This window comes from Candidatus Kinetoplastibacterium crithidii (ex Angomonas deanei ATCC 30255) (genome assembly GCF_000319225.1).
In the GTDB taxonomy this organism is placed as follows: Bacteria; Pseudomonadota; Gammaproteobacteria; order Burkholderiales; family Burkholderiaceae_B; genus Kinetoplastidibacterium; species Kinetoplastidibacterium crithidii_B.
Genome location: NC_019815.1, coordinates 577,386 through 602,978 on the forward strand (window position 1 = coordinate 577,386; position 25,593 = coordinate 602,978).

The 25,593-nt window shown below is 32.2% G+C and carries 34 protein-coding genes; 6 read left to right on the top strand and 28 right to left on the bottom strand.

Annotated elements, in window-relative coordinates; all coding sequences use genetic code 11:
- Together CKCE_RS02690 and CKCE_RS02695 are read right to left on the bottom strand one after the other, a co-directional pair.
- Complete coding sequence (locus tag CKCE_RS02690; RefSeq protein WP_041572056.1) at positions 1-585, bottom strand: DUF502 domain-containing protein; 585 nt, start codon at positions 583-585, stop codon at positions 1-3.
- A 27-nt stretch (positions 586-612) separates the two neighbouring features.
- Positions 613-882 (bottom strand): FmdB family zinc ribbon protein, encoded by a 270-nt coding sequence (locus CKCE_RS02695; RefSeq protein WP_015389194.1) that lies wholly within the window; start codon positions 880-882, stop codon positions 613-615.
- A gap of 548 nt (positions 883-1,430) precedes the next feature.
- Between CKCE_RS02695 and CKCE_RS02700 the strand changes: the two genes are divergently transcribed.
- Positions 1,431-2,624, top strand: a complete 1,194-nt coding sequence (locus tag CKCE_RS02700) for an aminotransferase-like domain-containing protein (RefSeq protein WP_015238791.1) — start codon at positions 1,431-1,433, stop codon at positions 2,622-2,624.
- 231 nt (positions 2,625-2,855) lie between these two features.
- Here the strand turns inward: CKCE_RS02700 and panB are convergent, their stop codons facing one another.
- Positions 2,856-3,662 carry a 3-methyl-2-oxobutanoate hydroxymethyltransferase gene (gene panB, locus CKCE_RS02705; protein ID WP_015238792.1) on the bottom strand — a complete coding sequence of 269 codons (807 nt, stop codon included), beginning with the start codon at positions 3,660-3,662 and terminating at the stop codon, positions 2,856-2,858.
- Between the two features lie 44 nt (positions 3,663-3,706).
- Entirely contained in the window at positions 3,707-4,174 is a 468-nt protein-coding gene (gene ssb, locus CKCE_RS02710; RefSeq protein ID WP_015238793.1) for a single-stranded DNA-binding protein, read from the bottom strand.
- Between the two features lie 151 nt (positions 4,175-4,325).
- On the opposite strand from ssb, the gene uvrA reads away from it, so the two are divergent.
- On the top strand, positions 4,326-7,103 hold the full coding sequence (gene uvrA, locus CKCE_RS02715; protein ID WP_015238794.1) for an excinuclease ABC subunit UvrA: 2,778 nt from the start codon (positions 4,326-4,328) through the stop codon (positions 7,101-7,103).
- 34 nt (positions 7,104-7,137) lie between these two features.
- Here the strand turns inward: uvrA and CKCE_RS02720 are convergent, their stop codons facing one another.
- From CKCE_RS02720 to CKCE_RS02730, 3 genes are read right to left on the bottom strand one after another with little or no spacing between them, the layout of a single operon-like run.
- Positions 7,138-8,271, bottom strand: coding sequence for a deoxyguanosinetriphosphate triphosphohydrolase (locus CKCE_RS02720; protein WP_015238795.1), 1,134 nt, complete (start codon positions 8,269-8,271; stop codon positions 7,138-7,140).
- Positions 8,272-9,348, bottom strand: coding sequence for a 3-dehydroquinate synthase (gene aroB / locus CKCE_RS02725; protein WP_015238796.1), 1,077 nt, complete (start codon positions 9,346-9,348; stop codon positions 8,272-8,274). It abuts the gene before it with no gap.
- A complete protein-coding gene (locus tag CKCE_RS02730; RefSeq protein WP_015238797.1) occupies positions 9,345-9,974 on the bottom strand; it encodes a shikimate kinase in 630 nt (209 codons plus the stop codon). Before CKCE_RS02730 ends, aroB begins: the two co-directional genes overlap by 4 nt.
- Positions 9,975-10,051: 77 nt before the next feature.
- On the opposite strand from CKCE_RS02730, the gene CKCE_RS02735 reads away from it, so the two are divergent.
- On the top strand, positions 10,052-12,373 hold the full coding sequence (locus tag CKCE_RS02735; protein ID WP_015238798.1) for a penicillin-binding protein 1A: 2,322 nt from the start codon (positions 10,052-10,054) through the stop codon (positions 12,371-12,373).
- 3 nt (positions 12,374-12,376) lie between these two features.
- Here the strand turns inward: CKCE_RS02735 and cyaY are convergent, their stop codons facing one another.
- A complete protein-coding gene (gene cyaY, locus CKCE_RS02740) occupies positions 12,377-12,706 on the bottom strand; it encodes an iron donor protein CyaY (RefSeq protein ID WP_015389196.1) in 330 nt (109 codons plus the stop codon).
- Positions 12,707-13,004: 298 nt separating this feature from the next.
- On the opposite strand from cyaY, the gene lysA reads away from it, so the two are divergent.
- Genes lysA through hemB form a run of 3 tightly spaced genes read left to right on the top strand, consistent with a single transcriptional unit; the run spans position 13,005 to position 15,982 of the window.
- A complete protein-coding gene (gene lysA, locus CKCE_RS02745) occupies positions 13,005-14,273 on the top strand; it encodes a diaminopimelate decarboxylase (protein WP_015238800.1) in 1,269 nt (422 codons plus the stop codon).
- A 57-nt stretch (positions 14,274-14,330) separates the two neighbouring features.
- On the top strand, positions 14,331-14,960 hold the full coding sequence (gene yihA, locus CKCE_RS02750; RefSeq protein WP_015238801.1) for a ribosome biogenesis GTP-binding protein YihA/YsxC: 630 nt from the start codon (positions 14,331-14,333) through the stop codon (positions 14,958-14,960).
- On the top strand, positions 14,957-15,982 hold the full coding sequence (gene hemB, locus CKCE_RS02755; RefSeq protein WP_015238802.1) for a porphobilinogen synthase: 1,026 nt from the start codon (positions 14,957-14,959) through the stop codon (positions 15,980-15,982). The genes yihA and hemB overlap by 4 nt, the downstream gene beginning before the upstream one ends.
- 94 nt (positions 15,983-16,076) lie before the next feature.
- Here hemB and rplQ read toward each other — a convergent pair whose 3' ends face one another.
- The 20 genes from rplQ to rpmC form a co-directional block, all read right to left on the bottom strand.
- Positions 16,077-16,460 (bottom strand): 50S ribosomal protein L17, encoded by a 384-nt coding sequence (gene rplQ, locus CKCE_RS02760; protein WP_015238803.1) that lies wholly within the window; start codon positions 16,458-16,460, stop codon positions 16,077-16,079.
- Positions 16,461-16,520: 60 nt separating this feature from the next.
- Positions 16,521-17,504: a DNA-directed RNA polymerase subunit alpha gene (locus tag CKCE_RS02765; RefSeq protein WP_015238804.1), complete on the bottom strand. Its 984-nt coding sequence runs from the start codon at positions 17,502-17,504 to the stop codon at positions 16,521-16,523.
- Between the two features lie 92 nt (positions 17,505-17,596).
- Positions 17,597-18,220 (bottom strand): 30S ribosomal protein S4, encoded by a 624-nt coding sequence (rpsD, locus tag CKCE_RS02770; protein WP_015238805.1) that lies wholly within the window; start codon positions 18,218-18,220, stop codon positions 17,597-17,599.
- A 14-nt stretch (positions 18,221-18,234) separates the two neighbouring features.
- On the bottom strand, positions 18,235-18,651 hold the full coding sequence (gene rpsK / locus CKCE_RS02775; RefSeq protein WP_015238806.1) for a 30S ribosomal protein S11: 417 nt from the start codon (positions 18,649-18,651) through the stop codon (positions 18,235-18,237).
- Positions 18,652-19,017: a 30S ribosomal protein S13 gene (rpsM, locus tag CKCE_RS02780; RefSeq protein ID WP_015238807.1), complete on the bottom strand. Its 366-nt coding sequence runs from the start codon at positions 19,015-19,017 to the stop codon at positions 18,652-18,654.
- A gap of 59 nt (positions 19,018-19,076) precedes the next feature.
- Complete coding sequence (gene rpmJ / locus CKCE_RS03950; RefSeq protein WP_081581877.1) at positions 19,077-19,190, bottom strand: 50S ribosomal protein L36; 114 nt, start codon at positions 19,188-19,190, stop codon at positions 19,077-19,079.
- A 34-nt stretch (positions 19,191-19,224) separates the two neighbouring features.
- Positions 19,225-19,443: a translation initiation factor IF-1 gene (infA, locus tag CKCE_RS02785; protein ID WP_015238808.1), complete on the bottom strand. Its 219-nt coding sequence runs from the start codon at positions 19,441-19,443 to the stop codon at positions 19,225-19,227.
- A 41-nt stretch (positions 19,444-19,484) separates the two neighbouring features.
- Entirely contained in the window at positions 19,485-20,792 is a 1,308-nt protein-coding gene (secY, locus tag CKCE_RS02790; RefSeq protein ID WP_015238809.1) for a preprotein translocase subunit SecY, read from the bottom strand.
- 12 nt (positions 20,793-20,804) lie between these two features.
- A complete protein-coding gene (rplO, locus tag CKCE_RS02795) occupies positions 20,805-21,245 on the bottom strand; it encodes a 50S ribosomal protein L15 (protein ID WP_015238810.1) in 441 nt (146 codons plus the stop codon).
- A gap of 11 nt (positions 21,246-21,256) precedes the next feature.
- Positions 21,257-21,442 (bottom strand): 50S ribosomal protein L30, encoded by a 186-nt coding sequence (rpmD, locus tag CKCE_RS02800; protein ID WP_015389198.1) that lies wholly within the window; start codon positions 21,440-21,442, stop codon positions 21,257-21,259.
- Between the two features lie 5 nt (positions 21,443-21,447).
- Complete coding sequence (gene rpsE, locus CKCE_RS02805) at positions 21,448-21,969, bottom strand: 30S ribosomal protein S5 (protein WP_015238811.1); 522 nt, start codon at positions 21,967-21,969, stop codon at positions 21,448-21,450.
- A 13-nt stretch (positions 21,970-21,982) separates the two neighbouring features.
- Positions 21,983-22,348, bottom strand: coding sequence for a 50S ribosomal protein L18 (rplR, locus tag CKCE_RS02810; protein ID WP_015238812.1), 366 nt, complete (start codon positions 22,346-22,348; stop codon positions 21,983-21,985).
- A 24-nt stretch (positions 22,349-22,372) separates the two neighbouring features.
- Positions 22,373-22,906: a 50S ribosomal protein L6 gene (rplF, locus tag CKCE_RS02815; protein ID WP_015238813.1), complete on the bottom strand. Its 534-nt coding sequence runs from the start codon at positions 22,904-22,906 to the stop codon at positions 22,373-22,375.
- 12 nt (positions 22,907-22,918) lie between these two features.
- Positions 22,919-23,314: a 30S ribosomal protein S8 gene (gene rpsH / locus CKCE_RS02820; RefSeq protein WP_015238814.1), complete on the bottom strand. Its 396-nt coding sequence runs from the start codon at positions 23,312-23,314 to the stop codon at positions 22,919-22,921.
- 10 nt (positions 23,315-23,324) lie between these two features.
- Complete coding sequence (gene rpsN / locus CKCE_RS02825; protein ID WP_015238815.1) at positions 23,325-23,630, bottom strand: 30S ribosomal protein S14; 306 nt, start codon at positions 23,628-23,630, stop codon at positions 23,325-23,327.
- 14 nt (positions 23,631-23,644) lie between these two features.
- The gene (gene rplE, locus CKCE_RS02830) at positions 23,645-24,184 is read right to left on the bottom strand and encodes a 50S ribosomal protein L5 (protein WP_015238816.1); all 540 of its coding nucleotides are present in this window, start codon (positions 24,182-24,184) and stop codon (positions 23,645-23,647) included.
- A gap of 14 nt (positions 24,185-24,198) precedes the next feature.
- Complete coding sequence (gene rplX, locus CKCE_RS02835) at positions 24,199-24,522, bottom strand: 50S ribosomal protein L24 (protein ID WP_015238817.1); 324 nt, start codon at positions 24,520-24,522, stop codon at positions 24,199-24,201.
- Between the two features lie 9 nt (positions 24,523-24,531).
- Positions 24,532-24,900, bottom strand: coding sequence for a 50S ribosomal protein L14 (rplN, locus tag CKCE_RS02840; RefSeq protein ID WP_015389199.1), 369 nt, complete (start codon positions 24,898-24,900; stop codon positions 24,532-24,534).
- Positions 24,901-25,117: 217 nt separating this feature from the next.
- Positions 25,118-25,396 carry a 30S ribosomal protein S17 gene (gene rpsQ, locus CKCE_RS02845; RefSeq protein WP_015238819.1) on the bottom strand — a complete coding sequence of 93 codons (279 nt, stop codon included), beginning with the start codon at positions 25,394-25,396 and terminating at the stop codon, positions 25,118-25,120.
- Positions 25,393-25,593, bottom strand: a complete 201-nt coding sequence (gene rpmC / locus CKCE_RS02850; RefSeq protein WP_015389201.1) for a 50S ribosomal protein L29 — start codon at positions 25,591-25,593, stop codon at positions 25,393-25,395. The genes rpsQ and rpmC overlap by 4 nt, the downstream gene beginning before the upstream one ends.

A 25,593-nucleotide genomic window follows, 5' to 3' on the forward strand; every position in this document is an offset into this window, starting at 1 on the left:
TTAATCTATAGGACTAACCACTCCCATAGATACAATATATTTCAAAGCATTATCAACAGTTATATTCAGAGGTATTATTTCCTTCTCATTAACAATCAAGAAATAACCTGATGTAGGATTCGGTGTTGTAGGTACATAAACACTGACATATTTACCAGGCAATCCAGATAACAACGAATCCTTAGGAACCCCAGTCAGAAAAGCTATCGTCCAACAAGACTCTCTAGGATATTGGATCAAAACAGCCTTCCTAAATGACTGGCTTTCCGAAGACAAAATGGTGTCACTAGCTTGTTTCACTGAATTATATATAGAACGCACCAACGGAATGCGTCCCAAGATTAACTCCCAGTACTTCAAGATAGTTCGTCCAATCAAATTAGCCGCCAATAAACCAGTAATCCAAATCACTAGAAACACTAATATCAATTGAAATCCTGGTATATTACACCCAAATAGTGATTGTGAAGATAAGAATTTAGGTACAAATGCCTCTAGAATACTAAACAATAAATTTAGCACCCATAAAGTAATAACCAATGGTACCCAAATTAATAAACCCGTAATAAAATATTTTTTTAACATTAAAAACATCCATTTGCAAATAACCGATTAATTACTAGATGAGTCTGAAGTACTTTTATTATCATTTGCTTTTTCAGACTTTGTTACTTGCTTCTTTTCAGAATTGTTGTTTTTACTATCTCTAAAATCAGTAACATACCAACCACTTCCTTTTAACTGAAAACTAGAAGCTGTAACTTGCTTAAAATATGAACTGCTACTACAATCTGGGCACTTTTTAATAGGGTCATCGTGCACTTTTTGCAAAACATCATTGACATAGCCACATGTCGTACATTTATAGGTGTAAATAGGCATAAAAACCTCATGATAAATAAAAAATAATTTGCAAAACACAGGTTTGATACAAAAATATGATCTATATAAATTTACAATAAAAAACCAAAAATATTATAAATATTGACAATATTTATAATATTTATCTTATGACGATTGACATATGACAAGGAATGTTAAAAAATTAATCATAGTTACAAAATAGTTTTATATTAATATATCATCTTGAGGTTATTAATAACTCAAATCAGAACAAATTAATATCAAATTGGCTTTTGCAAACCTGTTGTTTTGTACAATTAAAAACAATAGCTTGCTTTAAAAAGGTACTTACTATTGCCTTAAATATAATTTAGCAAAATAAAAAAATTTTGTAATTTATAAAAAATAACATCCATTTACCCAAAAATAATTGTTTTATTTTTACAAAAAAACAATAATAAATATATCTTATATTAATGATATTATCTTTATTAAAAGCAATAACTTTTAAACACCACTTCCAAGATATAATTTGTTAATAATAAAAAATTTTATAAATAAACAGGAGGATTTTTGTGGCAAATATAATGAAACCTGAATTTCACTTTGCTGATAGAGCTATTAAATTAACCAGCTCTGCAATAAGAGAAATTTTGAAAGTAACAGAAAAAAAAGAAATAATCTCTTTTGCTGGAGGACTACCATCTCCTGAAGGATTCCCAATAGAAATAGTTAAGGATGCATTTAACAAAGTTTTAACAGAAAATGGTAAGGTTGCCTTACAATATGGCACTACTGAAGGATATACCCCTTTAAGACAATGGATAGCAGATGAAATGAATGCATCTGGCTCTGAAATTAATATTGATCAAATACTTATAGTATCTGGATCTCAACAAGCTCTTGATTTATTAGGAAAAATCCTCATAAACGAAGGTGACAAAATATTAGTTGAAAACCCAAGTTATTTAGGAGCACTGCAGTCTTTTGGTCTATACCAACCTAAATACATACCTGTTCCAACAGATGATGGTGGATTAATCCCAGAACATATAGATAAAGAGACAGCTTCAAATGCACGTTTTTTATACGCCCTACCAAATTTTCAAAACCCAACAGGACGTACATTAAGTCTTGAAAGACGGAAAGAATTAGTTAAATTAATGGCCAATTTAAATATTCCGATAATCGAAGATGATCCTTACGGTGAACTAAGATATAAAGGCACACCACAACCAAGCCTACTATCTTTATCAAAGGAAACAGGAGGAACAGTAATTAGACTTGGTACTTTTTCTAAAGTTTTAGCACCAGGCTTAAGATTAGGCTATGTAATAGCTCCTGTTCCAATAATTAGAAAACTTGTACAAGCAAAACAAGCTTCAGACTTACATACTCCAACACTCACACAAATGGCTGTTTATGAAGTAATTAAAGATGGTTTTTTACAAAAACATCTGCCTAATGTAAGGGATATATATCGTACTCAAGTACAATGCATGCTAAAAGCACTAGAAAAAGAATTCCCAGCAGGAATACAATGGACTAAGCCAGAAGGTGGTATGTTCCTGTGGATCACTTTACCAAAACATATAGATAGTACTAAATTACTAGAAAAAGCAATTGTCAGAAATATAGCTTTCGTCACAGGAAAACCATTCTTCATTGCCCCTTCTCCAGAAGAAAATTGCACCATGAGATTAAGTTTCGCAACAGTTCCAGAAGAAAAAATAGTGCAAGGAATCTCATTACTAGGACAGTTAATCAAAGAGAATTTATAATTCCATAATATATGATGCCGACCACAATCGTTTTTAATAATTGAAATGATTGTGATTGACATCATTCCCTCTTAACACATTACTACTTAATACAAAAATATGGCTATGTATTTATAAAATATCTTTATATAAGTTGTCTACACTAATTCTAAAATATATATGTCTTCTAATAAAAATATACTATATTCATAAATTTATTCAAACAATAATCTATAAGATAATTACTTAACCCTAAGAAAAGCAATACTCTTTTGCAGGGAATATACCTTCCTTAACTTCTAGTGAATATTTTTCAACTGCTTGTGAAATTTGCTCTTCCATATTAGCGTATTTTTTAACGAATTTTGGAGAAAAATTTTTCTGCATTCCAAGAATATCATCTACTACTAGTATTTGCCCATCACAAGAAGGTGAGGCACCTATTCCTACTATAGGTATATCTAATTTATTTGATATGCTTTCCCCAATTACTTCTGATACACATTCTAAAACTATGGCAAATGCTCCAGCTGACTCTAACAAAGTAGCATCTTCAAGAATCTTTTTAAACACATGATCCTCTGATTTTAATGCTTTAAAACCACCTACAGTATTAAATTGCTGTGGCATTAAGCCAATATGGCCCATAACAGGAATACCTCTATTAGTTAGAAAACTAACTGTTTCAGCCATTTCAGAACCACCCTCTATTTTTACTGCTTGAGCACCTGTTTCTGACAAAATTTTAGATGCATTTTTAAATGCTTGCGATTTAGATGCCTGATAACTACCAAATGGCATGTCTACTACTGTACAAGCAAGTTTTGTAGACCTTACTACAGCTGAACCATGAGCTATCATCATATCCAATGTAACAGATAAAGTATTAGGGAATCCGTATATAACCATACCTAAAGAATCTCCAACTAATATTAAATCAACATGTTTATCAATAATACTAGCTATCGATGAAGTATAAGCAGATAACGCTACAATCTTTTGTTTTCTTTTACAATTTTTGATAAAAATAATATTTTTTCTTAAAATTTGTGCAGACATTTCTATAAAAACTCCGAAAAATAAATATAAACTTTTCCAAAAATCTAGAATGGAATATCATCGTCCATATCTGATAAGTCATTGAATTCTTTACTTGCAATTGAAGTATTTTGTTGTGATTTTCCTTTATATGCATTATTTGCCTCTATAGTTCCGTGAGAATCATTGACAGAATCTTTAGAACCTAACATTTGCATTTGATCAACAATAATTTCAGTGCTATACCTATCAGAACCAGTATCTTTATCTTGCCATTTCCTTGTTTTTAATCGCCCTTCTAGATAAACTGGTCTGCCTTTTTTTAAAAATTCACCAGCAATTTCCGCTAAACGATTATATAAAACCACACGATGCCACTCTGTTTCTTCACGACGTTCTCCACTATTCCTATCCTTCCATTGTGAAGTGGTTGCAACAGACATATTACAAATAGCAGATCCCTCTGGCGTATAACGAACTTCTGGATCTCTTCCTAAATTTCCAACTATTATTACTTTATTAACTGAAGCCATACAATACCTATCAAATATTATTAATCATAAAAATAGATTGTATATCAGTAAACAAATACTTTAAACTCATTATTCACCAAGAATTAAATTAAAAAATAATTAACTAAAATACTTCTGATATAACTACATTGATTATAAAAATTTTTATTACATGAATAAAATCATAATAAAAGGAGCTAGAGCTCACAATTTAAAAAATATATCTTTGAATATACCACGTAATAAAATTGTAGTTATTACAGGTGTGTCAGGATCAGGTAAATCTTCGTTAGTTTTCGATACAATATATGCAGAAAGCCAGAAAAAATATTTAGAATGTCTTTCTTCATATACAAGACAACTCAATAATTCACTACCAAATCCTGATATAGATGAGATAGAAGGGCTATCTCCTTCTATCTCATTAAAACAAAAGTTATCTTTACAAAGTTCAAGATCAACTATAGGAACCATATCTGAAATAAGTAATCATTTAAGATTATTATTCGCAAAAATTGGATTTGCAATATGTCCTCAACATAAGACAATCCTTCGGTCTTATAATGCCAAAGAAATTACAGAATGGGCATTTTCGTTAAACATAGGGACTAAAATCATAATTCTGGCCCCACTAAATATTAATAATGTAGAATCAGCAATTACAACGTTACAAAAACAAGGTTATTTACGACTAAGAATTAATAAGCAAATCACAGAAATAGAAAAAATTCAAAATATAGGAAAAGAACTTCTTTCTAATACAATAGAGTTAGTTGTAGATCGATTAACAATCAAAGATGAAAATAAAAATCGTTTAATTTCAAGTATTGAAACAGCTTTAAAAATAGGAAGTGGTCATATAATTCTAGAAACAATTCATGATAATAAAGAATTCTTTTTTTCCAATATCATAGAATGTCAAATATGCAAATACCAAATAAAAACAATAGAACCTAGCTTATTCAGCCACAATAGTAATATTGGTGCATGCAAAACTTGCAAAGGCACTGGCAATATTAAATATATAGATCCTACATTATTGATTAATCCAGAATTAAGCCTAATAAATGGAGCAATTAATATTTTTGACAAAGGTTTGATAACAGAACTAGAAAATTTAGCACATAAATATAATTTTGATTCAAAATCCATCTTCAAAGAATTACCAAAGAAAATACAATCCATAATTATATGGGGAGAAAATATTTATAATAATCATTGTGAAGAAAATATATTTTCTGGTGTTATTAATTGTCTAGAAAAATTCATAGAAAAAAATAACATATGCTCAACAAAACTTAAAGATTATTGCAATATAAAAGAATGTCCTGAATGCAAAGGATCAAAAATTTGTATAGAGGCACGGAATATAAAAATAAAATCATGTGTTAGCAAAGAATCAGAGACTATTTTATCAATAGATGAGGTCGAATCATTAAAAATATCAGAATGCATTAAATGGGTCAAAACAATAAAATACAATAATTCAGATAAAAAGATAGTCAAACAAATTATACCCTCAATAATAAATAAGTTATCGTTTTTAGAAGGATCTGGACTAGGTTACCTATCGCTAAACAGAAACATAAATAAAACCTCTAGAGGTGAAGCTCAACGCATAATGTTATCAGGTTTAATTTGCTCTAATCTTACTGGTATTACATATGTACTAGATGAACCATCTGCTGGTTTACATAAAAAAGATATGGTATACATCATAAAAATTTTAGAAAAACTAAGAGAACTAGGTAATAGCATAATAATAGTAGAACATGATGAGACTATAATCAAAAAAGCTGATTGGATAATAGAAATAGGACCAGGAGCTGGCATTGATGGGGGTGAAATTATAGCAGAAGGAAAGCTAGAGGATATCATAAATAACCAGAAATCAATTACCGGTTATTTTTTAAAGGAAAATAGATTTGCTAAATATGAAATAAACAATAATATCAATAAATTTACATCTTGGATTCAAATAGAAACTATAAACAATTCCAAGAAAGCAATGGAAATAAAGATACCTCATGGCTACATAACTTGCATAACAGGAATTTCTGGCTCAGGCAAATCAAACCTAGTAAATAATATACTACTTCCTGCTTTTCTAAAAAACACTAATAACAGAAATGATATTTTCTATTATAAAAACTTCAAATTCAGCGGCATAAATAATTTTAACAGAATAATATACGTAGACCAAAATAATATTGGAACGATCTCTAATAGTAATATAGCTACTTATTGTGATTTTCTAACAAACATTAGGGAATTATTTGCACAAACAACTGAAGCCAGAGTGAGGGGATATAAACCTAGCAGATTTAGTTTTAACATTAAAGGCGGCAGATGTGAAGAATGTAATGGTAATGGCATAAAAAAAATAGATATGTACTTTTTGCCTAACATGCAATTAAAATGCAACGATTGTAATGGGACACGTTACAATCATGAAACACTAGATATAACCTATAAAAACTTAAATATTGCTGAAATTCTAGAACTTACAGTAGAGAAAGCCATGGATATTTTTAAGGCTTTACCTAATATAGCAAAAAAATTACAATCTATAATAGAAGTTGGCCTATCATATATATGCATTGGACAAAGCCTTGCTACATTATCCGGAGGAGAATTACAAAGACTCAAGATAGCTACAGAATTAGCTAAGAAAAGCAACGATCCTACTTTATATGTTCTAGATGAACCAACACTAGGTTTACATTTCAAAGATATCGATATATTACTGAATATCCTGTACAAGTTACTTGATAAAGGAGATACCATTCTTATTGTTGAACACAATTTAGATATTATAAAAAATTCACACTGGATAATAGACTTAGAGTCTGATCATGATAGTGATACTGGAACTAAGATAATAAATCAAGGAACACCAAAAAAAATATCTCTATCAAAAAAAGGATATACTGCCGAATACCTATTATGATAAATTGTTAGTCATATTTAATGTTTAAGAAAGATTATCTATTAAAAGATTTGAAACAAGATATTGCATCACGATCTGTCATACTAGAGATATAATCTACAATCTGTTGATGTATATGATCAGAATAACGGCATAAACTTTCTTTTGGCAATAATCTAGGATCATTCATATATATTTCAAACAATGTTTTAATTATATGCCTACCTCTTGCAGCAGCATCTAAAACCACATCATTTCTATATAATTTTAAGTATAAAAAACTCTTTATTTCATTCAAATAATTTTCTATTGGTTCAGAAAATCTTATCATATTGCATTTAACTCTTACATCATAAACATTTTTTGGATTAATTTGTTTAATAATTTTAGTTGAATTACTAATAAGATCAGTCACTAAAACATTAATTAAACTTCTAATAGTTTCTAAAATTAAAATTTTTTCATCAAACTCGCAATGTAAGTGCTTGATATCATAAAAACATTTACCAAAAATGTATAGATCTTTCAGATCTTTTAACTCTATTAAACCATAATTCAAGCCATCATCGATATCATGTGTGTTATAAGCTATCTCATCAGCATAATCTACTAATTGTGCCTCTAAGGATGGATTAGTACCATCAATAAATCTAGCTCCAATATCCCCTAATTTTTTAGCATCTTGTTTACTGCAATGTTTCAATATTCCTTCTCGAGTCTCAAAACATAGATTTAAGCCATTAAAATTAATATATCTATTTTCCAAAACATCAACTATTCTTAGCCCTTGTAAATTATGCTCAAACGCACCTATATTCATATTCAAGTTCTTGATGGATAAATTTATTTCCTCTTGTCCAGCATGTCCAAAAGGAGCATGCCCTAGATCATGTGCTAAAGCTATAGCTTCTGATAAATCTTCCGAAAGTGACATACTCCTAGCAATAGTCCTCGCAATTTGAGAAACCTCCAAACTATGTGTTAAACGTGTACGAAAACAACTGCTAGAATCAATATTAATAAAAACCTGAGTTTTAGAATCCAATTTCCTAAAAGCCTTCGAATGGATGATTCGATCTCGATCTCTTTGGAAATTGTTTCTATTTAAAGATCTTTGATTATTTTCAGGATATAAACGACCTTTTGATTCTTCAGGTTTACATGCATAAGGCATTAGAATGCTTGTCATTTATTTTATTGTTTTTTCTAAAGTTGTTCTTATTTCATTCTCAGAAACTTGTTTGATCAAAGCATGCCCTATTCTATCTATCAAAACGAATCTAATATTTCCCTGTGTATTTTTTTTATCAACCAGCATGAGATCAATCCATTTATCAAAACCAAAATCAGGTGCAATAACTGGACATCCTATTTTAGATACCAACAATTTAACACGGTTTAGCACAGTTTTATCCAAATCAAATACTAAAGAAGATAACACTATTGCCTGAATCAAACCACATCCTACAGCTTCACCATGAAGCCATTTACCATAACCTAAACCAGATTCTATAGCATGACCAAAAGTATGTCCTAAATTAAGAATAGCACGTAAACCTGATTCTTTTTCATCTTTACCAACAACATATGCTTTTAACTCACAAGAACGTTTTATAGCATACTCTATGGAGCTCTTTTTCAAAGATAACAAATCTTGGATGTTATTTTCACACCATTCCCAAAAATTTGAATCTAAGATTAATCCATACTTTATAACCTCTGATAATCCTGCTGAAACCTCTCTAAGATCAAGGGTATCAAGAACATCTACATCAACTTCTACAGAATTAGGTTGGTAAAATGATCCTATCATATTTTTGCCTAATGGATGATTTATGGCTGTTTTCCCTCCAACGGAGGAATCTACTTGAGCCAATAAAGTTGTCGGGACCTGAATAAACCTAATGCCTCTCATATAGACCGATGCAGCAAAGCCAGTTATATCCCCAATAACCCCACCTCCTAGTGCAAGCAAAACAGATTGACGATCTATTTTATTAATTAGAAGAATATCAAAAATTTTGTTCAAACTCTCCCAACTTTTATAGATCTCACCATCTGGCAACTCAATTACAAAAATTGGCAAACCAGTTTTTTGCAAAGAAACTTTCACTCTAGACAAATATAGGCCTGCAACTTTTGGATTAGTTACTATAACTACAGACGTGGCATCTGATGGAATAGCCATATCTAAGTGATCTAAACGACCTTGTCCAATATTAATAGGATAAGAAGCACTAGGTACATCAACATTAACAACTTTCATATCAATTTCTCATTTTTCTTTAAGATAAAAATTAATTCCTTGGCTATATCATTAACGTTATAAAAACTAGTATCTATAATTATATCTGCAATCTCATGATACATAGGCTCACGTAATTTAAGCAAACTTTGCAATTTTAAATAAGGATCTTTAGTAGCAAGCAATGGACGATTATGATCAGAACTTGTTCTTTTAAATAGAACATCTAATTCTGCTTTTAAATATATGACGATTCCTCTGGATTTCAAAATTTGTCTATTATGTGGTGATAATATAGCTCCTCCACCAGTAGCTAATACTATTTTCTCATCTAGTGAGTATTTTTGCAAAAAATCAGACTCTCTTTTTCTGAATCCAGATTCTCCCTCTATTTCAAAAATAACTGGTATCTTAACCCCACAAGACGCCTCTATTTCACAATCCAAATCTACAAATTTTCTCTCCATATACTGGGCTAAACTCCTGCCAATCGTACTTTTTCCTGCCCCCATCATTCCAACTAGAAAAATAGGCGTTTTATCACACAACTGTTTTGATGTAACATAATCCTTATCAATATTTTGATGAGACTCATCAAATGATGTACTCTTTATGTAATTAGCTTGAGATTTTTTAGATATATCCATGTTTAAGCAAATACTCTATTTAGATTTTAGAATTTTTAAAATTAACTTTGAAACAATTAGTATATCAATTAAATATAATGAACAATAAAAAATTATCATCAAGATTATTATCAAAATCATTGATTATAACAGCCTATTTCTTACTATGTTTAATAATACTTTTTTGTATTATATCAATTTTTACATGGCCTAAATTACCAAATCTAAATGTAATGATAGATTATAAACCACCTATTCCATTAAGAATCTATAGCGCAGACAATGTCTTAATTGGAGAGTTTGGAGAAGAACGAAGAAAATTATTACGTTTTGATGAAATACCTGATCAAATGAAGCTAGCAATATTAGCAGCCGAAGACAATCATTTCTACCAACATAAGGGGATAAACTGGCAAGGAATAATTAGAGCTAGCTTTATTAACTTACGTAACATGTCGAAAACTCAAGGAGCTAGCACCATAACAATGCAAGTTGCTAGAAATTTTTATCTTTCTTCAGAAAAGACATATTCTCGCAAATTATATGAGTTATTATTAACTCTAAAAATAGAAAAAGAATTAACAAAAAATCAAATCCTAGAACTATATATGAACCAAATATACCTAGGACATCATGCCTATGGTTTTGAAACCGCTTCACTAACATATCTAGAAAAACCACTATCTAAAATAACTACAGCAGAAGCTGCTTTATTGGCAGGTATACCAAAAGCACCCTCAATATATAACCCTATAGCAAACATAACAAGAGCGCAAATAAGAAAAAAATATATTCTTGATAGAATGTTATCGCTTGGTTATATTTCTGAGTCAGAACATCAACAAGCAATTACTCAAAATATACACATAAAACAAACAGGAAATAAATTAACAGATTATAAGAATTATAGCGATCATATAGCAGAAACCGTAAGACAACTACTGTTCAAGGTATACAAAGAACAATTATACTCCAAAGGACTTAATGTATATACGACTATAAGGTCGTTTGATCAAATAGCAGCATATAATGCTGTAAGAACTGCTGTCATAAAATATACTCTACAATCAAGATATAATGGTCCTGAAGCACAATTTGCCATCAAACTACCAGATGAAAATGACATAGAAATTAAACAAAAATCTTTTAAAGAAAAACTATTTGAAATATTTGACTTATATCAAGACCATAAAGAACTAGTAGCATGCGTAGTTATAGGAATAAATGACGAAGAAATTACATTGATAAATAGAAATCATGAGATTGCCAAGATAAATGATAAAAAAGCTATCAGCTTAACTAAAACACTAGATCATAATAAAAGAATAAAGGTAGGTTCATTGATATATGTATTGCATCAAGAAAACAACATAAAAAAAATTATTAACTTACCATCAGTACAAGCAGCTTTTATCTCAATATCTCCTAAAAATGGAGCAATTCTTTCTCTTATAGGTGGCTCAGATTTTTACAAAGATAATTTTAATAGAGCTATACAAGCTTGGAGACAACCTGGATCTAGCATAAAACCTTTTATATACGCAGCTAGTTTGGAAAAAGGATTGACTCCCAATACTAAAATTTCTGATATGCCATTTGAACTAACAGCTGAACAAACTGGTTCAAAAGCATGGAACCCAAAAAATTATGGACATCGCTATGAAGAAGTTCTCACAATGCGCCAAGGTCTTTATAAATCTAAAAATATGGTATCAATAAGAATATTAGATTATATAGGCCCTAATTATGCGCAAGAATACCTAACAAAATTTGGTTTTGACAAAAATCGTCACCCTGCTGTTTTATCACTAGCCTTAGGAACAGGACTGGTCACTCCATTACAATTAACTACTGCTTTTTCCACATTTGCCAATGGCGGACATTTAATATCACCATATCTAATAGAAAAAGTTACAGATAGCTCTGGACAAATTATTATGCAACATTTACCGATAGAGCCAGATAAAAGCAATCAAAGCATTGACCCTAGAACTGCTTATATTATGAATGACATGTTGAAAGGAGTAGCTACATATGGCACTGCTTCTAGAACGAATAAATTACTAAAACGCAATGATATTGCTGGAAAAACAGGAACTACCAATGATGCAATAGACGCATGGTTTTCTGGATATAACCAACAATTAGTAGCAACAGCATGGATGGGATTTGATTTACCTAAATCATTGGGGTTAAATGAAACAGGAGGAAGATTAGCCATGCCAATGTGGATAGATTACATGAACAAAATATTGAAAAATGTGTCAGAAGATAAAAATCCTGTTATGCCAGAAGGAATCTTGATTGATAAAAATAATTTCTATTTTAAAGAATTTCCTCCAGGCAAAGAAATCACTGAAATCTTGTCTAAAAATCCAATATCATTAAAAAAACAAAAGATTAATAAGTTAACTTTATAAAACTTATAATTTAACTACAAAATTCCTGCCAATAATGTTGGAACAAATTTCAGATAATTTTATATCAAAATCCTTATCTCCTCTTTTATCTTTCCATTTAAAATTATTATAACAATAATGGAAACCTCCGTTTTTGATTGTTGCTAACCAAAGCTCCTGTAGATAAACTTGTCCTGTTATTACTATATGATCACAGTTATCAAATTTTATGTTCAGAATTAATCCATTTAGGTCTGTATCTACATCTACATCATAATTTAAAAGATCATTGATCTGGTCGTTAACAATATTTAAAGTTTTTCCAAATAAGTCTATAAATTCAAAATCTGTCATGCTATCTTTACGCTCAAAATTAATATATCTATATAAAATCACATGAAAATAATATTACTAGATACAATACAAGTATATAATGTAATTATTCTTCAAAAAAGTATAGTAACCCATTATGATATCTAAAAATAGATTTAATAAGTTAATAACAATACTTTTAGTTTGTTTCCTTATAAGTTCTTGTGGATATAAAGGAAATCTTTATAACAATGTTAAATTAACAAATTTTTCACAAGAAGATCTACATAATATAAACGAAACATTTCATTATTAATAAATAGTTTCTCTAAATTAAATTATGACTAATCAAATTAAAAACCCTTATTTAAAACTAAAAAATAATATCTTACACTTAGAAGATATTAGCCTAGAATTTTTGTCCGAAAAAATTGGAACTCCTTTATACGTTTACTCAAGAGCAAACATCAAAGATTCCTGGAACAGATATTACAATGCCATCAAAAATAATAATGCCATGGTCTGTTATGGTATGAAGGCCAATTCCAACCTTGCTATTTTAAAAGAATTTGTTAACCTAGGCTCTGGCTTTGATATAGTATCTGGCGGGGAGCTCGAAAGAGTATTATCTGTTGGAGGAGATCCTAAAAAAATAGTTTTTTCAGGAGTTGGAAAACAAGAATGGGAGATAAAAAATGCCCTCGAGTCAGGCATAAAATGTTTTAATGTTGAATCAGAAGCAGAACTATACAAAATATCACAAATAGCTAGTGCATTAAAAATAACCGCACCAATCTCACTTAGAGTTAATCCTGATGTTGATGCCAAAACTCACCCATACATATCAACAGGACTAAAAGAAAATAAGTTTGGCATAGCTTTTAAAGATGCTTTTGATTGCTATAAAATTGCCTCCTCATTACCTTTTATCAAAATAATAGGTATAGATTGTCATATAGGTTCTCAACTAACAGAAATTTCTCCTTTTTCAGCTGCTTTAGAAAAGATAATTCCACTAATAAAGAATTTAATTGACAACAATATTAATATTAAACATATAGATATTGGGGGTGGCTTAGGCATTACATATAAAGATGAGATTGTACCAGACCCAAAAGATATTGTGGATGCTGCCCGTTTTAAATTAAAAGAAGCAAATTTGAACCATCTAGAATTGATATTAGAACCAGGACGTTCTTTAATTGGAAACTCAGGAATACTCTTAACAAAAGTTTTATATTTAAAACACTCTGATGATAAAAATTTTATTATAGTAGACGCTGCTATGAATGATTTAATAAGACCAGCTTTATATCAATCATATCATGAAGTTCAACAAGTCAAGGCAAGAACTGGTCAAGCCAGAGAATATGATATAGTTGGCCCTGTATGTGAAAGTGCTGACTGGCTTGCAAAAAATAGATTGCTGACCGTTAAAGAAAATGATCTTCTAGTTATTGAATCAGCTGGAGCTTATTGTACTACTATGGCTAGCAATTATAATTCTAGAGTTAAACCTGCAGAAGTAATGGTGGATGGTTCCGAATACTATATTATTAAAAACAGAGAAAAACTATCAGACATACTTAAGTTTGAAACTACTATTTAATCAATAAAAACAAGACTTTTTCACAAAGTCTTGTTTCTTAATAAAGAATAAAAATCAGTGTCATTACTACATACAGCTTTCTTTTACAGTTCTGCCTACAAAACAAATCAACTACCAATAGAAGGTATTCCAGAAATATGTTTTCTTGGTAGATCTAACTCTGGCAAATCATCTGCTATAAATTTAATAACCAATAAAAAAAAACTTGCCTTCTCTAGTAAAACACCAGGAAGAACTAGATTGATAAATATGTTTGCATTAAAGCAAAATATTAATTCTGATATCTGTGGCTATCTGGTAGATTTGCCTGGCTACGGATATTCAAATTTGCCAAATTCAGAACAAAAAAATTTAGAAATTACAATAATTAACTACATACAAAATAGAAAATCCATAAGAGGTTTTATTCTACTACTAGATATAAGACGTGGTATTACTAATCTAGATAGATACCTAATCGATTTAATAGAACCATTAAATAAAAATTTAATAATATTACTTACTAAAGTAGATAAATTAAATCGTGAACAATTCATTAAAACAAAAAAAGATATAGAACAAAATCTAAGTTTTATAAAAAACCCTTTTGAAGTAATTAGCTTCTCTGCCACTAAAAAAATAGGCATCACAGAAACAACTACTTCTATTGAAAAATTAATATTGAATAACAAAGAACTAATATTATGACATCCAAACAAATTACTTCAGCCTATTTCCCTAATACAAGACTAAGAAGGTTAAGAAATAAAAACTTTTCACGAAGACTAATTTCAGAAACAAGTATTTCAGCAAATGACTTAATATTTCCAATATTTATAATAGATGGTATAAACATCAAACAAGCCATACATTCTATGCCTGGGATTTATAGATATTCAATTGATCAAGCTTTATATATTGCTGAAGAGTGTCTAAACTTAGGAATTCCTGCAATTACATTATTTCCTGTTATTGACTCTAATTTAAAAACAAGCAATGGCATTGAATCTATTAATCCAGATGGTATTATTCCTAAATGCATAAAGGAAATAAAAAAACGCTTCCCAGAGTTAGGTATTATGACTGATGTAGCATTAGATCCTTATACTTCTCATGGCCAAGATGGCATAATAGATGATAGCGGATATGTTATAAATGACACTACTATTGAAATGTTAGTAAAACAAGCAGTCATTCAAGCCAATGCTGGATCAGATATCATTGCCCCAAGTGATATGATGGATGGTAGGATAGGTATTATAAGAAATAATCTTGAGTTAAATAACCATGTTAATACTCTTATTATGGCTTACTCCGCAAAATATGCTAGTGCTTTTTATGGTCCTTTTAGAGATGCTATAGGATCTGCAAATAATCTAAAAAATTCGACAAAATTAAATTACCAAATGCATCCTAGTAACTCAAATGAGGCAATAAGAGAAGTTTACCTAGATATTAAAGAAGGAGCTGACATGGTTATGGTAAAACCAGGTATGCCATATCTTGATATATTATATAGAGTAAAAGAAAAATTTGAAATGCCAACTTTTATTTATCAAGTTAGTGGAGAATATGCTATGTTAAAATCTGCCATAAATAATGGTTGGCTAGATAACAATAAAACAATAATAGAAACAATGATAGGATTTAAAAGAGCTGGTGCGGATGGAATTATTACATATTTTGCTCTAGAAATAGCAAATTTGATTAAGCATAATGATTTCATTTAAATGCCTTAAATGAAAAATTAATTATTATTGTAAAACAACTAAATTAAAAGGTTGTATTCAATACAACCTTTTAATTTAAACTTCCATAAAAATACTATTTATTGGATATAGTAGAATTTTCTGGTCTATCTACCATTTCCATAAAAGCCATTGGCGCATTATCACCTTGACGAAATCCCATTTTCAAAATTCTGGTATATCCACCTGGTCTACTAAGATAACGAGGACCAATATCAGCAAACAACTTAACAACAGCATCACGATCTCTCAACCTAGCAAAAGCTCTACGTTTATTTGCTAAAGTTGGACTTTTACCCAATGTAATCAAAGGTTCTATCACATGACGTAATTCTTTAGCCTTTGGCAAAGTAGTCTTAATTGCTTCACAATTAATTAAAGAAACTGCCATATTGCGAAACATAGCAAGACGATGACTACTAGTGCGATTCAGCTTACGCAACCCATTAGCATGGCGCATAATAAATTTCCTTCAAATTTAAAAATAATTTTTTTACCATTTTAAGAGCTATATGAATAATCATGAATGCTCTATATCTATAGGAGGCCAATTATCTAGTTTCATGCCAAGTGTCAATCCTCTTGAAGCCAATACATCTTTTATTTCATTTAAAGATTTACGGCCCAAATTAGGAGTTTTTAATAACTCATTTTCTGTTCTTTGAATTAAATCACCAATATAATAAACATTTTCGGCTTTTAAACAATTAGCAGAACGAACAGTTAACTCTAATTCATCAACTGGTTTTAACAAAATTGGATCTATACGTGGAGCATTTCTAGATGGTAATTCTTGAGGATCCTGAGATCCTTGCAAAGAGGCGAATATAGATAGCTGATCCATCAGTATAGCAGCAGCTTTTCTGATAGATTCCTCTGGAGTTACGACTCCATTTGTTTCTATATCTAAGATCAGTTTATCTAGATCAGTACGCTGTTCAACACGAGCACTTTCAACAAAGTAACTTACTTTCCTCACCGGACTATAAGAAGCATCCAATACAATACGACCTATTGAGTTGCTTTTATCTTCCATTAATGCTCTTACATTACCAGGAACATAACCACGACCTCTTTCAACCTTGAAATGTATTTCCAATTTACCATTACCAGTCAAATTACAAATCAAATGTTCCGGATTAATTATTTCAACATCATGAGGCAAACTAATATCTTTTGCTAAAACTTCTGAAACACCTTCTTTAACCAGAGTTAAATTGACATCACTCCTTCCATGAAGTTTAAACACAACACCTTTTAAATTCATCAATATATCTACAACATCCTCACGTACCCCAGGGATAGTAGAATATTCATGAACTACTCCAGATATTACAACTTCAGTAGGAGCATATCCTTCCATAGAGGATAATAGGATACGTCTTAAAGCATTTCCGAGTGTATGTCCATAACCACGCTCGAAAGGTTCCATCGAAACTCTAGCCCTATTTGAACTTATAGGCTCTACCTCTATAGTTCGAGGTTTTAAAAAATCCCTAGGCATACTCTCTCAACCCTTTTTTCAATACCCTCAGCTCGTTACACTGATAAGGCTGATAATATAAAATAAAACTAAATAATACTCTAAAATACAGATTATCGAGAATAAAGTTCTACTATCATTGACTCATTTATATCTCTAGCAACATCTGCACGATCAGGAGAAGATTTAAAAATACCAGTTAGTTTTTCAATATCTACATCTACCCATTGAGGAATGCCAATACTTTCTGCTAACTTAATAGATTCTCTAATTCTATTCTGATTTTTAGATCTATCCCGAACAGAAATTGTATCACCTGCTTTGACAGATAATGAAGCTATATCAACAACCTTACCATTTACTTCAATAGCTCTGTGATTAACTAGTTGTCTAGATTCTGCACGTGTAGATCCAAAACCCATCCTATACACTACATTATCAAGTCTAGACTCCAACAATTTAATTAAAGTTTCTCCAGTATTTCCCCTAAGACGTTCCGATTCCTTAAAGTATTTACGAAACTGTTTTTCCAAAACACCATACATTCTTTTTAATTTCTGTTTCTCTCGCATCTGAGATCCATAATCAGATATACGTGCTCCAGAAATACGCCCATGTTGCCCAGGCTTCGATTCAGATTTGCATTTTGAATCAAAAGATCTGCGTGCGCTTTTCAAAAAAAGATCAGTTCCCTCGCGACGAGAGAGCTTACATTTTGGTCCAATATAACGTGCCATGATAAATATTACCTTTATATACGACGACGCTTTGGAGGACGACATCCATTGTGAGGAACAGGAGTGATATCTGCTATACTTGAAATTTTAATACCAAGAGCATTCAAGGCTCTAACAGAAGATTCACGTCCAGGTCCAGGTCCTTTAATACGTACCTCGAGAGTTTTTATTCCAAAATCCAATGCAGCACGTCCAGCAGTTTCAGCAGCTACCTGTGCAGCAAATGGAGTTGACTTTCTTGATCCCTTGAAACCAGAAGAACCTGAAGTCGCCCAAGACAAAGCGTTACCTTGTCTATCTGTTATAGTTACGATAGTATTATTGAAAGAAGCATGTATATGTGCTATACCATCAGAAACATTTTTTTTATTTTTTTGCGGATACGTGAAGAGCCGCTTACAGAGTTTTTCGCCATAATCTAAATTCCTCAATTATTTTTTCAGAGAGGCAGCAGCACGACGTGGACCCTTTCGAGTGCGAGCATTAGTGCGAGTTCTCTGACCTCGAACTGGAAGACCCCTTTTATGACGCATACCACGATACGTACCAAGATCAATTAACCTTTTGATGGAAAATTGAATCTCTCGACGAAGATCACCTTCTACAGTGAACAAATTAACTTGTTCACGAATCCGCTCCAATTCCGCATCGGTCATATCCTTTATTTTTTTGCTAACAGAAACTCCAGAAGCTTCACAAATTTTGCGAGCACTAGAACGTCCGATACCAAAAATTGCGGTAAGACCAATCTCAGCATGCTGTTGTGGCGGAATATTAATGCCAGCAATACGGGCCATGACTGTTCCTTGAATAAATCATTTGTTCATCAATGTTAATAATATAATAAAAAAACATACTAACCTTGACGCTGTTTATGACGTGGATCAGTGCAAATAATTCGCACTACTCCATGACGTTTAATAACCTTACAATTGCGGCAAACCCGCTTAACCGATGCCATTACCTTCATGGTTAACTCCTAACTTTCCGTAACATTTCTTGGCTTACTTGGCACGGAAAATAATTCGAGCCCTAGTAAGATCATAAGGTGTTAGCTCTACAGTCACTTTGTCTCCAGGCAATATTCTGATGTAATGCATACGCATCTTACCAGATATATGACCCAAAACTACATGACCATTTTCGAGCTTAACGCGAAAATTCGCATTTGGAAGATTTTCCAAAACCTCTCCCTGCATTTGTATGACATCGTCCTTAGACATTATCTTTTTTACTTAAAATAAAACAAATATTTTTCATCATTCTAACTCTTGAAATTAGCTTTCTTAAGCAAAGAATCGTACTGATAAGACATAAGACAAGTTTGAACCTGTGTCATAAAGTCCATCGTTACAACCACAATTATTAAGAGAGAAGTACCCCCAAAACTAAAAGGTACACTCCACTTAGAAACCAAGAACTCTGGTACAAGACATATAAGTAAAATATATAAAGCACCAACCAAAGTTAACCTAGTTAATATTTTATCAATATAACGTGAAGTTTGTTCTCCTGGTCTAATGCCAGGTATCAAAGCTCCACTTTTTTTGAGATTATCAGCTGTTTCTCTGCTATTAAATACTAAAGCTGTATAGAAAAAACAAAAAAACACTATAAGAACAGAATATAAAACTAAATAAATAGGTTGTCTAGGAGACAAATATTCAGCTAACTTACTTAACCAACCCATGTATTCTACTTCAGAGAACCAACTTGCAACAGTGGCAGGAAGCAGCATAAGAGCAGAAGCAAATATAGGAGGTATAACTCCAGACATATTTAATTTTAATGGCAAATGAGAGTTCTGTCCTCTATAAATCTTATTTCCAACTTGACGTTGAGCATAATTAACAACAATTTTACGCTGACCCATCTCAACAAAAACTACTAAAAAAGTTACAACAACAACAACAGTAATTATAAAAAAAGCAGCGAATAATGTTATAGAATAAACACGAACCATTTCTAAAAGAGCAAACATAGCACTCGGAAGTTCTGACACTATTCCAGCAAATATTATCATGGAAATACCATTACCCAAACCTCTTTCTGTAATTTGCTCTCCAAGCCACATAACAAACATGGTTCCAGCAACCAACGTCAAGACTCTTGTAAACTGATAAAAAAAACTACTATCTATGATTAAACCTTGCTGTGAATCTAGAACTAATGTAACGCCAATAGCCTGCACTAAAGCAATCAAAACAGTAATATATCTTGTATATCTAGATATTTTCCTTCGTCCAGCCTCACCTTCCTTTTTCAATGCAGACAACGAAGGAACAATGACACTTAATAACTGCACAAAAATAGAAGCAGATATATAAGGCATAATACCTAACGCAAACACCGAAAATCTAGATAAAGCTCCACCAGAAAACATATTAAATAGACTTATAATACCACCTTGATTCCTGTTAAAAAGTTCTTCTAAAGCATAGGGATCAACACCTGGAACAGGAACATGAGTACCAATACGATAAACTAAAAGAGCCAAAACAAGAAATAATGCTCTCCTTTTTAAATCAGCATAACCCAAATTATTGCCCAAAGATGAAATTCCTTTAGCCACTTTAAAATCCTTTTACAGTATTGATCCACCAATTTCTTCTATTGCAGAACGTGCCCCAGCAGAAACAGAAATTCCTTTTAATACAAACTTACGAGATACAGCACCAGATTTTATAAGTTTAACAAATTTAACTCCATTTTTTATTAAACCTGCAGCTTTTAAAACTTGTAAATCAACTTCTTCTGTCAGCAATTTCTGTAAATCCGATAAGCTAATTTGAGCATAAAGATGCTCGTCTAATTGTCGGAAACCTCTCTTAGGAAGACGTCTTTGCAAAGGCATTTGTCCTCCTTCGAAACCGACTTTATGGAATCCACCAGAACGAGACTTTTGGCCTTTATGACCACGACCTGCAGTTTTACCAAACCCAGATCCTATACCACGACCAACTCTACGCCTAGAAAACTTACTGCCTTCAGCAGGACTAAGAGAATTCAATCTAATTTCTAACATCCTAAATACCCCTAGATATCCGAAACATCAATAAGATAATTCACTTTACGAACCATTCCTCTTACTTCAGGGGTATCATTTAAAATACTAATACTATTTACTTTGCGTAAACCAAGACCCCTGATAGTATCACGATGATCTTTTCTAGTCCCTATCGTAGAACGTAAAAGCTGAATTTTTAACTGCTTATTAGTCATAAAAATTACCCCAATATTTCCTCAACACTCTTACCTCTTTTAGCAGCCACTTCTGATGGAGTTAAAGAAGAACGCAAGCCATTGAAAGTAGCACGAACTAAGTTATAAGGGTTACTAGAACCTAAACTTTTTGCAACGACATTCCGTACTCCCATTACTTCAAAAATAGCACGCATTGGACCACCAGCTATAACACCAGAACCTTCAGATGCTGGAGAAATAATAACTTTAGAAGCACCATGTTTACCAATCACAACATGCTGTAAAGTACCATTTTTCAGGGAAACTTTAAACATATTACGACGAGCTTGCTCCATAGCTTTTTGCACTGACATAGGAACTTCACGAGCCTTTCCTTTCCCCATTCCTATACGCCCATCACCATCACCAACAACAGTAAGAGCAGCAAAACTCATAGTTCTACCTCCCTTTACTACTTTGCTGACGCGGTTTACAGCTATCATTTTTTCACGCAAGCCATCATTATTTTCTTTATCTGTATTACTTTTGCCTTGTACTTTGGCCATTTTTAAACCCTCGTTAAAACTTTAAGCCAGCATTACGTGCTGCATCAGCAAGTTCTTTCACTCTACCATGATAACGAAATCCTGAACGATCAAAAGCAACTTGATCAATTCCAGCAGCTTTAGCTTTTTCTGCAATACGAGTACCAACTATAGCAGCAGCTATTTTATTACCACCATGTGTAGTTTGAGCAGAAACCAAAGAACGTACATCTGATTCTATAGTAGAAGCACTAACTAAAATTCTATCTCCATCAGGCGAAATAATATTTGCATATATATGCAAATTAGAACGAAAGACAGAAAGACGATTAACCTGTAATTCCCTAATCCTACGTCTAGTTGGAACTGCTCGACGTAACCTGGAATTTTTTTTATTCATAACTATTCCTTATCTACGTATCTATTATTTCTTCTTAGCTTCTTTAAGCATAACTTTCTCATCAGCATATCTAATACCCTTACCCTTATAAGGTTCAGGAGAACGATAAGACCTAATTTTAGCTGCCACTTGACCAACTGCTTGTTTATCTATACCTTTGATCAATATTTCTGTTGGAGAAGCTATCTCGGCAGAAATACCAGTTGGCAATGAATATAAAACATCATGTGAGAACCCAAGCTGTAATTTAACAGTATTGTTTTGCACTGATGCTCTGTAGCCAACACCAACTAAGAGTAATTTTCGTTCAAAGCCTTTACTAACACCTATAACCATATTTGATATAAGTGCTCGCAAAGTCCCAATCATTGCTTTTGATTGCTCTGTGACCTGGACCAAAGAAAAACTAATCTTATTATCAAGCAACTCTACTTTAACATCTTTGTTTAGAAATTGTGTAAGCGTACCTAGTTTTCCACTGACAACAATATTCTCACCATCAATTTTTGCCTGAACTTCGGCAGGAATTTCAATAGGATATTTAGCGATTCGTGACATTAGAACATCTCCTTAAGCCACGTAACATAAAATTTCACCACCAACTCCATTAGCTCGAGCTTTACGATCTGTCATAACACCTCGCGAAGTTGAAACAATTGCTATTCCTAAACCATTCATCACTTGTGGAATACCTACACTTTTTTTATATACACGCAAACCAGGACGTGAAACACGGTCAATTTTTTCTATAACCGGACGGCCTGCATAATATTTAAGAGTAATTTCTAATTCAGGCTTAGAAACCACTCCTTTAATTTGAAAATTATCAACATAACCTTCTTCCTTTAAAACAGCAGCTATAGCCATTTTAATATTTGAAGAAGGCATACTAACTGTTAATTTATCAGCTTGCTGTGCGTTGCGAATACGAGTCAACATATCAGCAATCGGATCGCTCATGCTCATCTCATTCCTCCTACCAGCTAGCTTTGGTCATGCCAGGAATTTCTCCTCGCATTGCCATTTCGCGTAACTTATGGCGTGCCAAACCAAACTGACGAAAAACACCTCTAGGGCGCCCTGTAATAAGACAACGATTACGCTGTCTAGTTGGATTGGCATTTCTTGGTAATTGCTGAAGCTTAAGTCTAGCTTGATAACGTTCTTCTTCACTCTTAGAGTTATCTTGAATTAAACCTTTCAACTCAGCACGTTTTACCGCAAACTTAGCAGCCAATCTTATGCGCTTAATATCACGATTTATAAGGGATAGTTTAGCCATATTATAATCCCCCACTAATTACGAAAAGGAAAACCAAAAGCTACCAATAAAGCCTTTGCTTCCTCATCAGTCTTCGCTGTAGTATTTATGCTAATGTTTAAACCTCTTATTACATCCACTTTATCATACTCGATTTCAGGAAAAATAATTTGTTCTTTAACACCAACATTATAATTGCCACGACCATCAAATGCACGAGCAGAAACCCCTCTAAAATCACGCACTCTAGGCAATGCAATAGATACTAAGCGATCCAGAAATTCATACATGCGTTCGCCACGCAGCGTAACCATGCAACCTATTGGATAATTCTCACGAATCTTAAAACCAGCTATAGCTTTACGAGTCTTAGTAATAACAGCCTTCTGACCAGCTATTCTACTTAAATCAGAAACAGCATTATCAATAACTTTTTTATCAGCGACTGCCTCTGAAACACCCATATTCAAAGTGATTTTAGAAACACGAGGTGCTTCCATTATACTTTTATATCCAAACTTAGAAAGTAAAGAATCTACAATCTCGTTCTTATATAAATCTTGTAATCTAGACATATAAATTTCGCTCCCTATGATTTAGCACCAACAACACTGCCATTGGAACGAAAAATTCTAACTTTACCCTCACCATCTTTTTTCTGAATGCCAACTCGCTCTCCTTTGCCTGTTTCAGAATTAAAAAGAGCAACATTTGAAATATGTATAGGCATTGTCTTATCTACAATACCACCAGGATTATTAGTCATAGGGTTTGGTTTAATATGTTTTTTCACAACATTAATACCTTCTACCAATAAATGCTCTTTATCTATGACAGATAAAACAATTCCTCGTTTTTTTCTATCACGACCAGAAAGAACAATTACCTCATCCCCTTTACGAATTTTATTCATATCAGCCCTTTACAAAACCTCTGGAGCTAAAGACACAATCTTCATAAATCTCTCACCACGTAATTCACGAGTAACAGGACCAAAAATACGGGTCCCTATAGGTTCTAATTTAGAATTTAATAAAACAGCAGCATTACTACCAAAACGGATTAGAGAACCGTCTTTTCTACGAACTCCCTTAGTAGCGCGAACTATTACTGCATTATAAACTTCTCCCTTTTTAACTCTACCACGTGGAGCAGCATCTTTAACACTTACTTTAATAACATCGCCGATTCCGGCATAACGTCGCTTGGAACCACCGAGAACTTTAATACACATCACATGGCGTGCACCAGTATTATCGGCCACATCAAGCGTGGTCTGCATTTGGATCATGATCTTTTCCTGTTCCAACTTAGCCAAAGATACAAACTAATTAGTCTAAATCTTTACCAGTTTTGGTCCCGTATATTGTTATAAAATAACAAATTTGGGTTGAATTTTGCTAAAAACAAGCTTTCTAAAAATTTATAGAAAGCTTCCCCATTAATTCTCTCATGCATCATAAAAAAACACAAGAGATAACGGCAGTTTAAAACCACCGTTTAGAAAATTAAATTAAAGTTGCAGCTGTAACTAAAGACATAACCATCCATGACTTATCACGAGAAATTGGTCTACACTCTTTAATTTCAACAATATCACCATCTTTATACTTATTTTCTTCATCATGTGCTTTGTAGTTTGCAGAACGAGTAACTACCTTACCTAAAACCTGATGCTTTACCCTTCTTTCAACTTGAACAACAACAGATTTATTCATCTTACTACTAATAACTTTACCGATTAAAACGCGTTGACGTTTAGGAACTTGTTCTACTATTGTATTCATTTGATTTCTTTCCTTGTTTTCTCAGTAAGAATAGTACGTGTTCTAGCAATACTCTTACGAACTTTACTTATTTGAGATGTATTAACAAGTTGCTTGGTAGCTATCTGCATGCGCAATTTAAACTGTGTCTTTAACAAGCTTTCTAACTCAACATGAAGCTCAGACATTTCCTTTAAACGAAGTTCATTAGCCTTCAT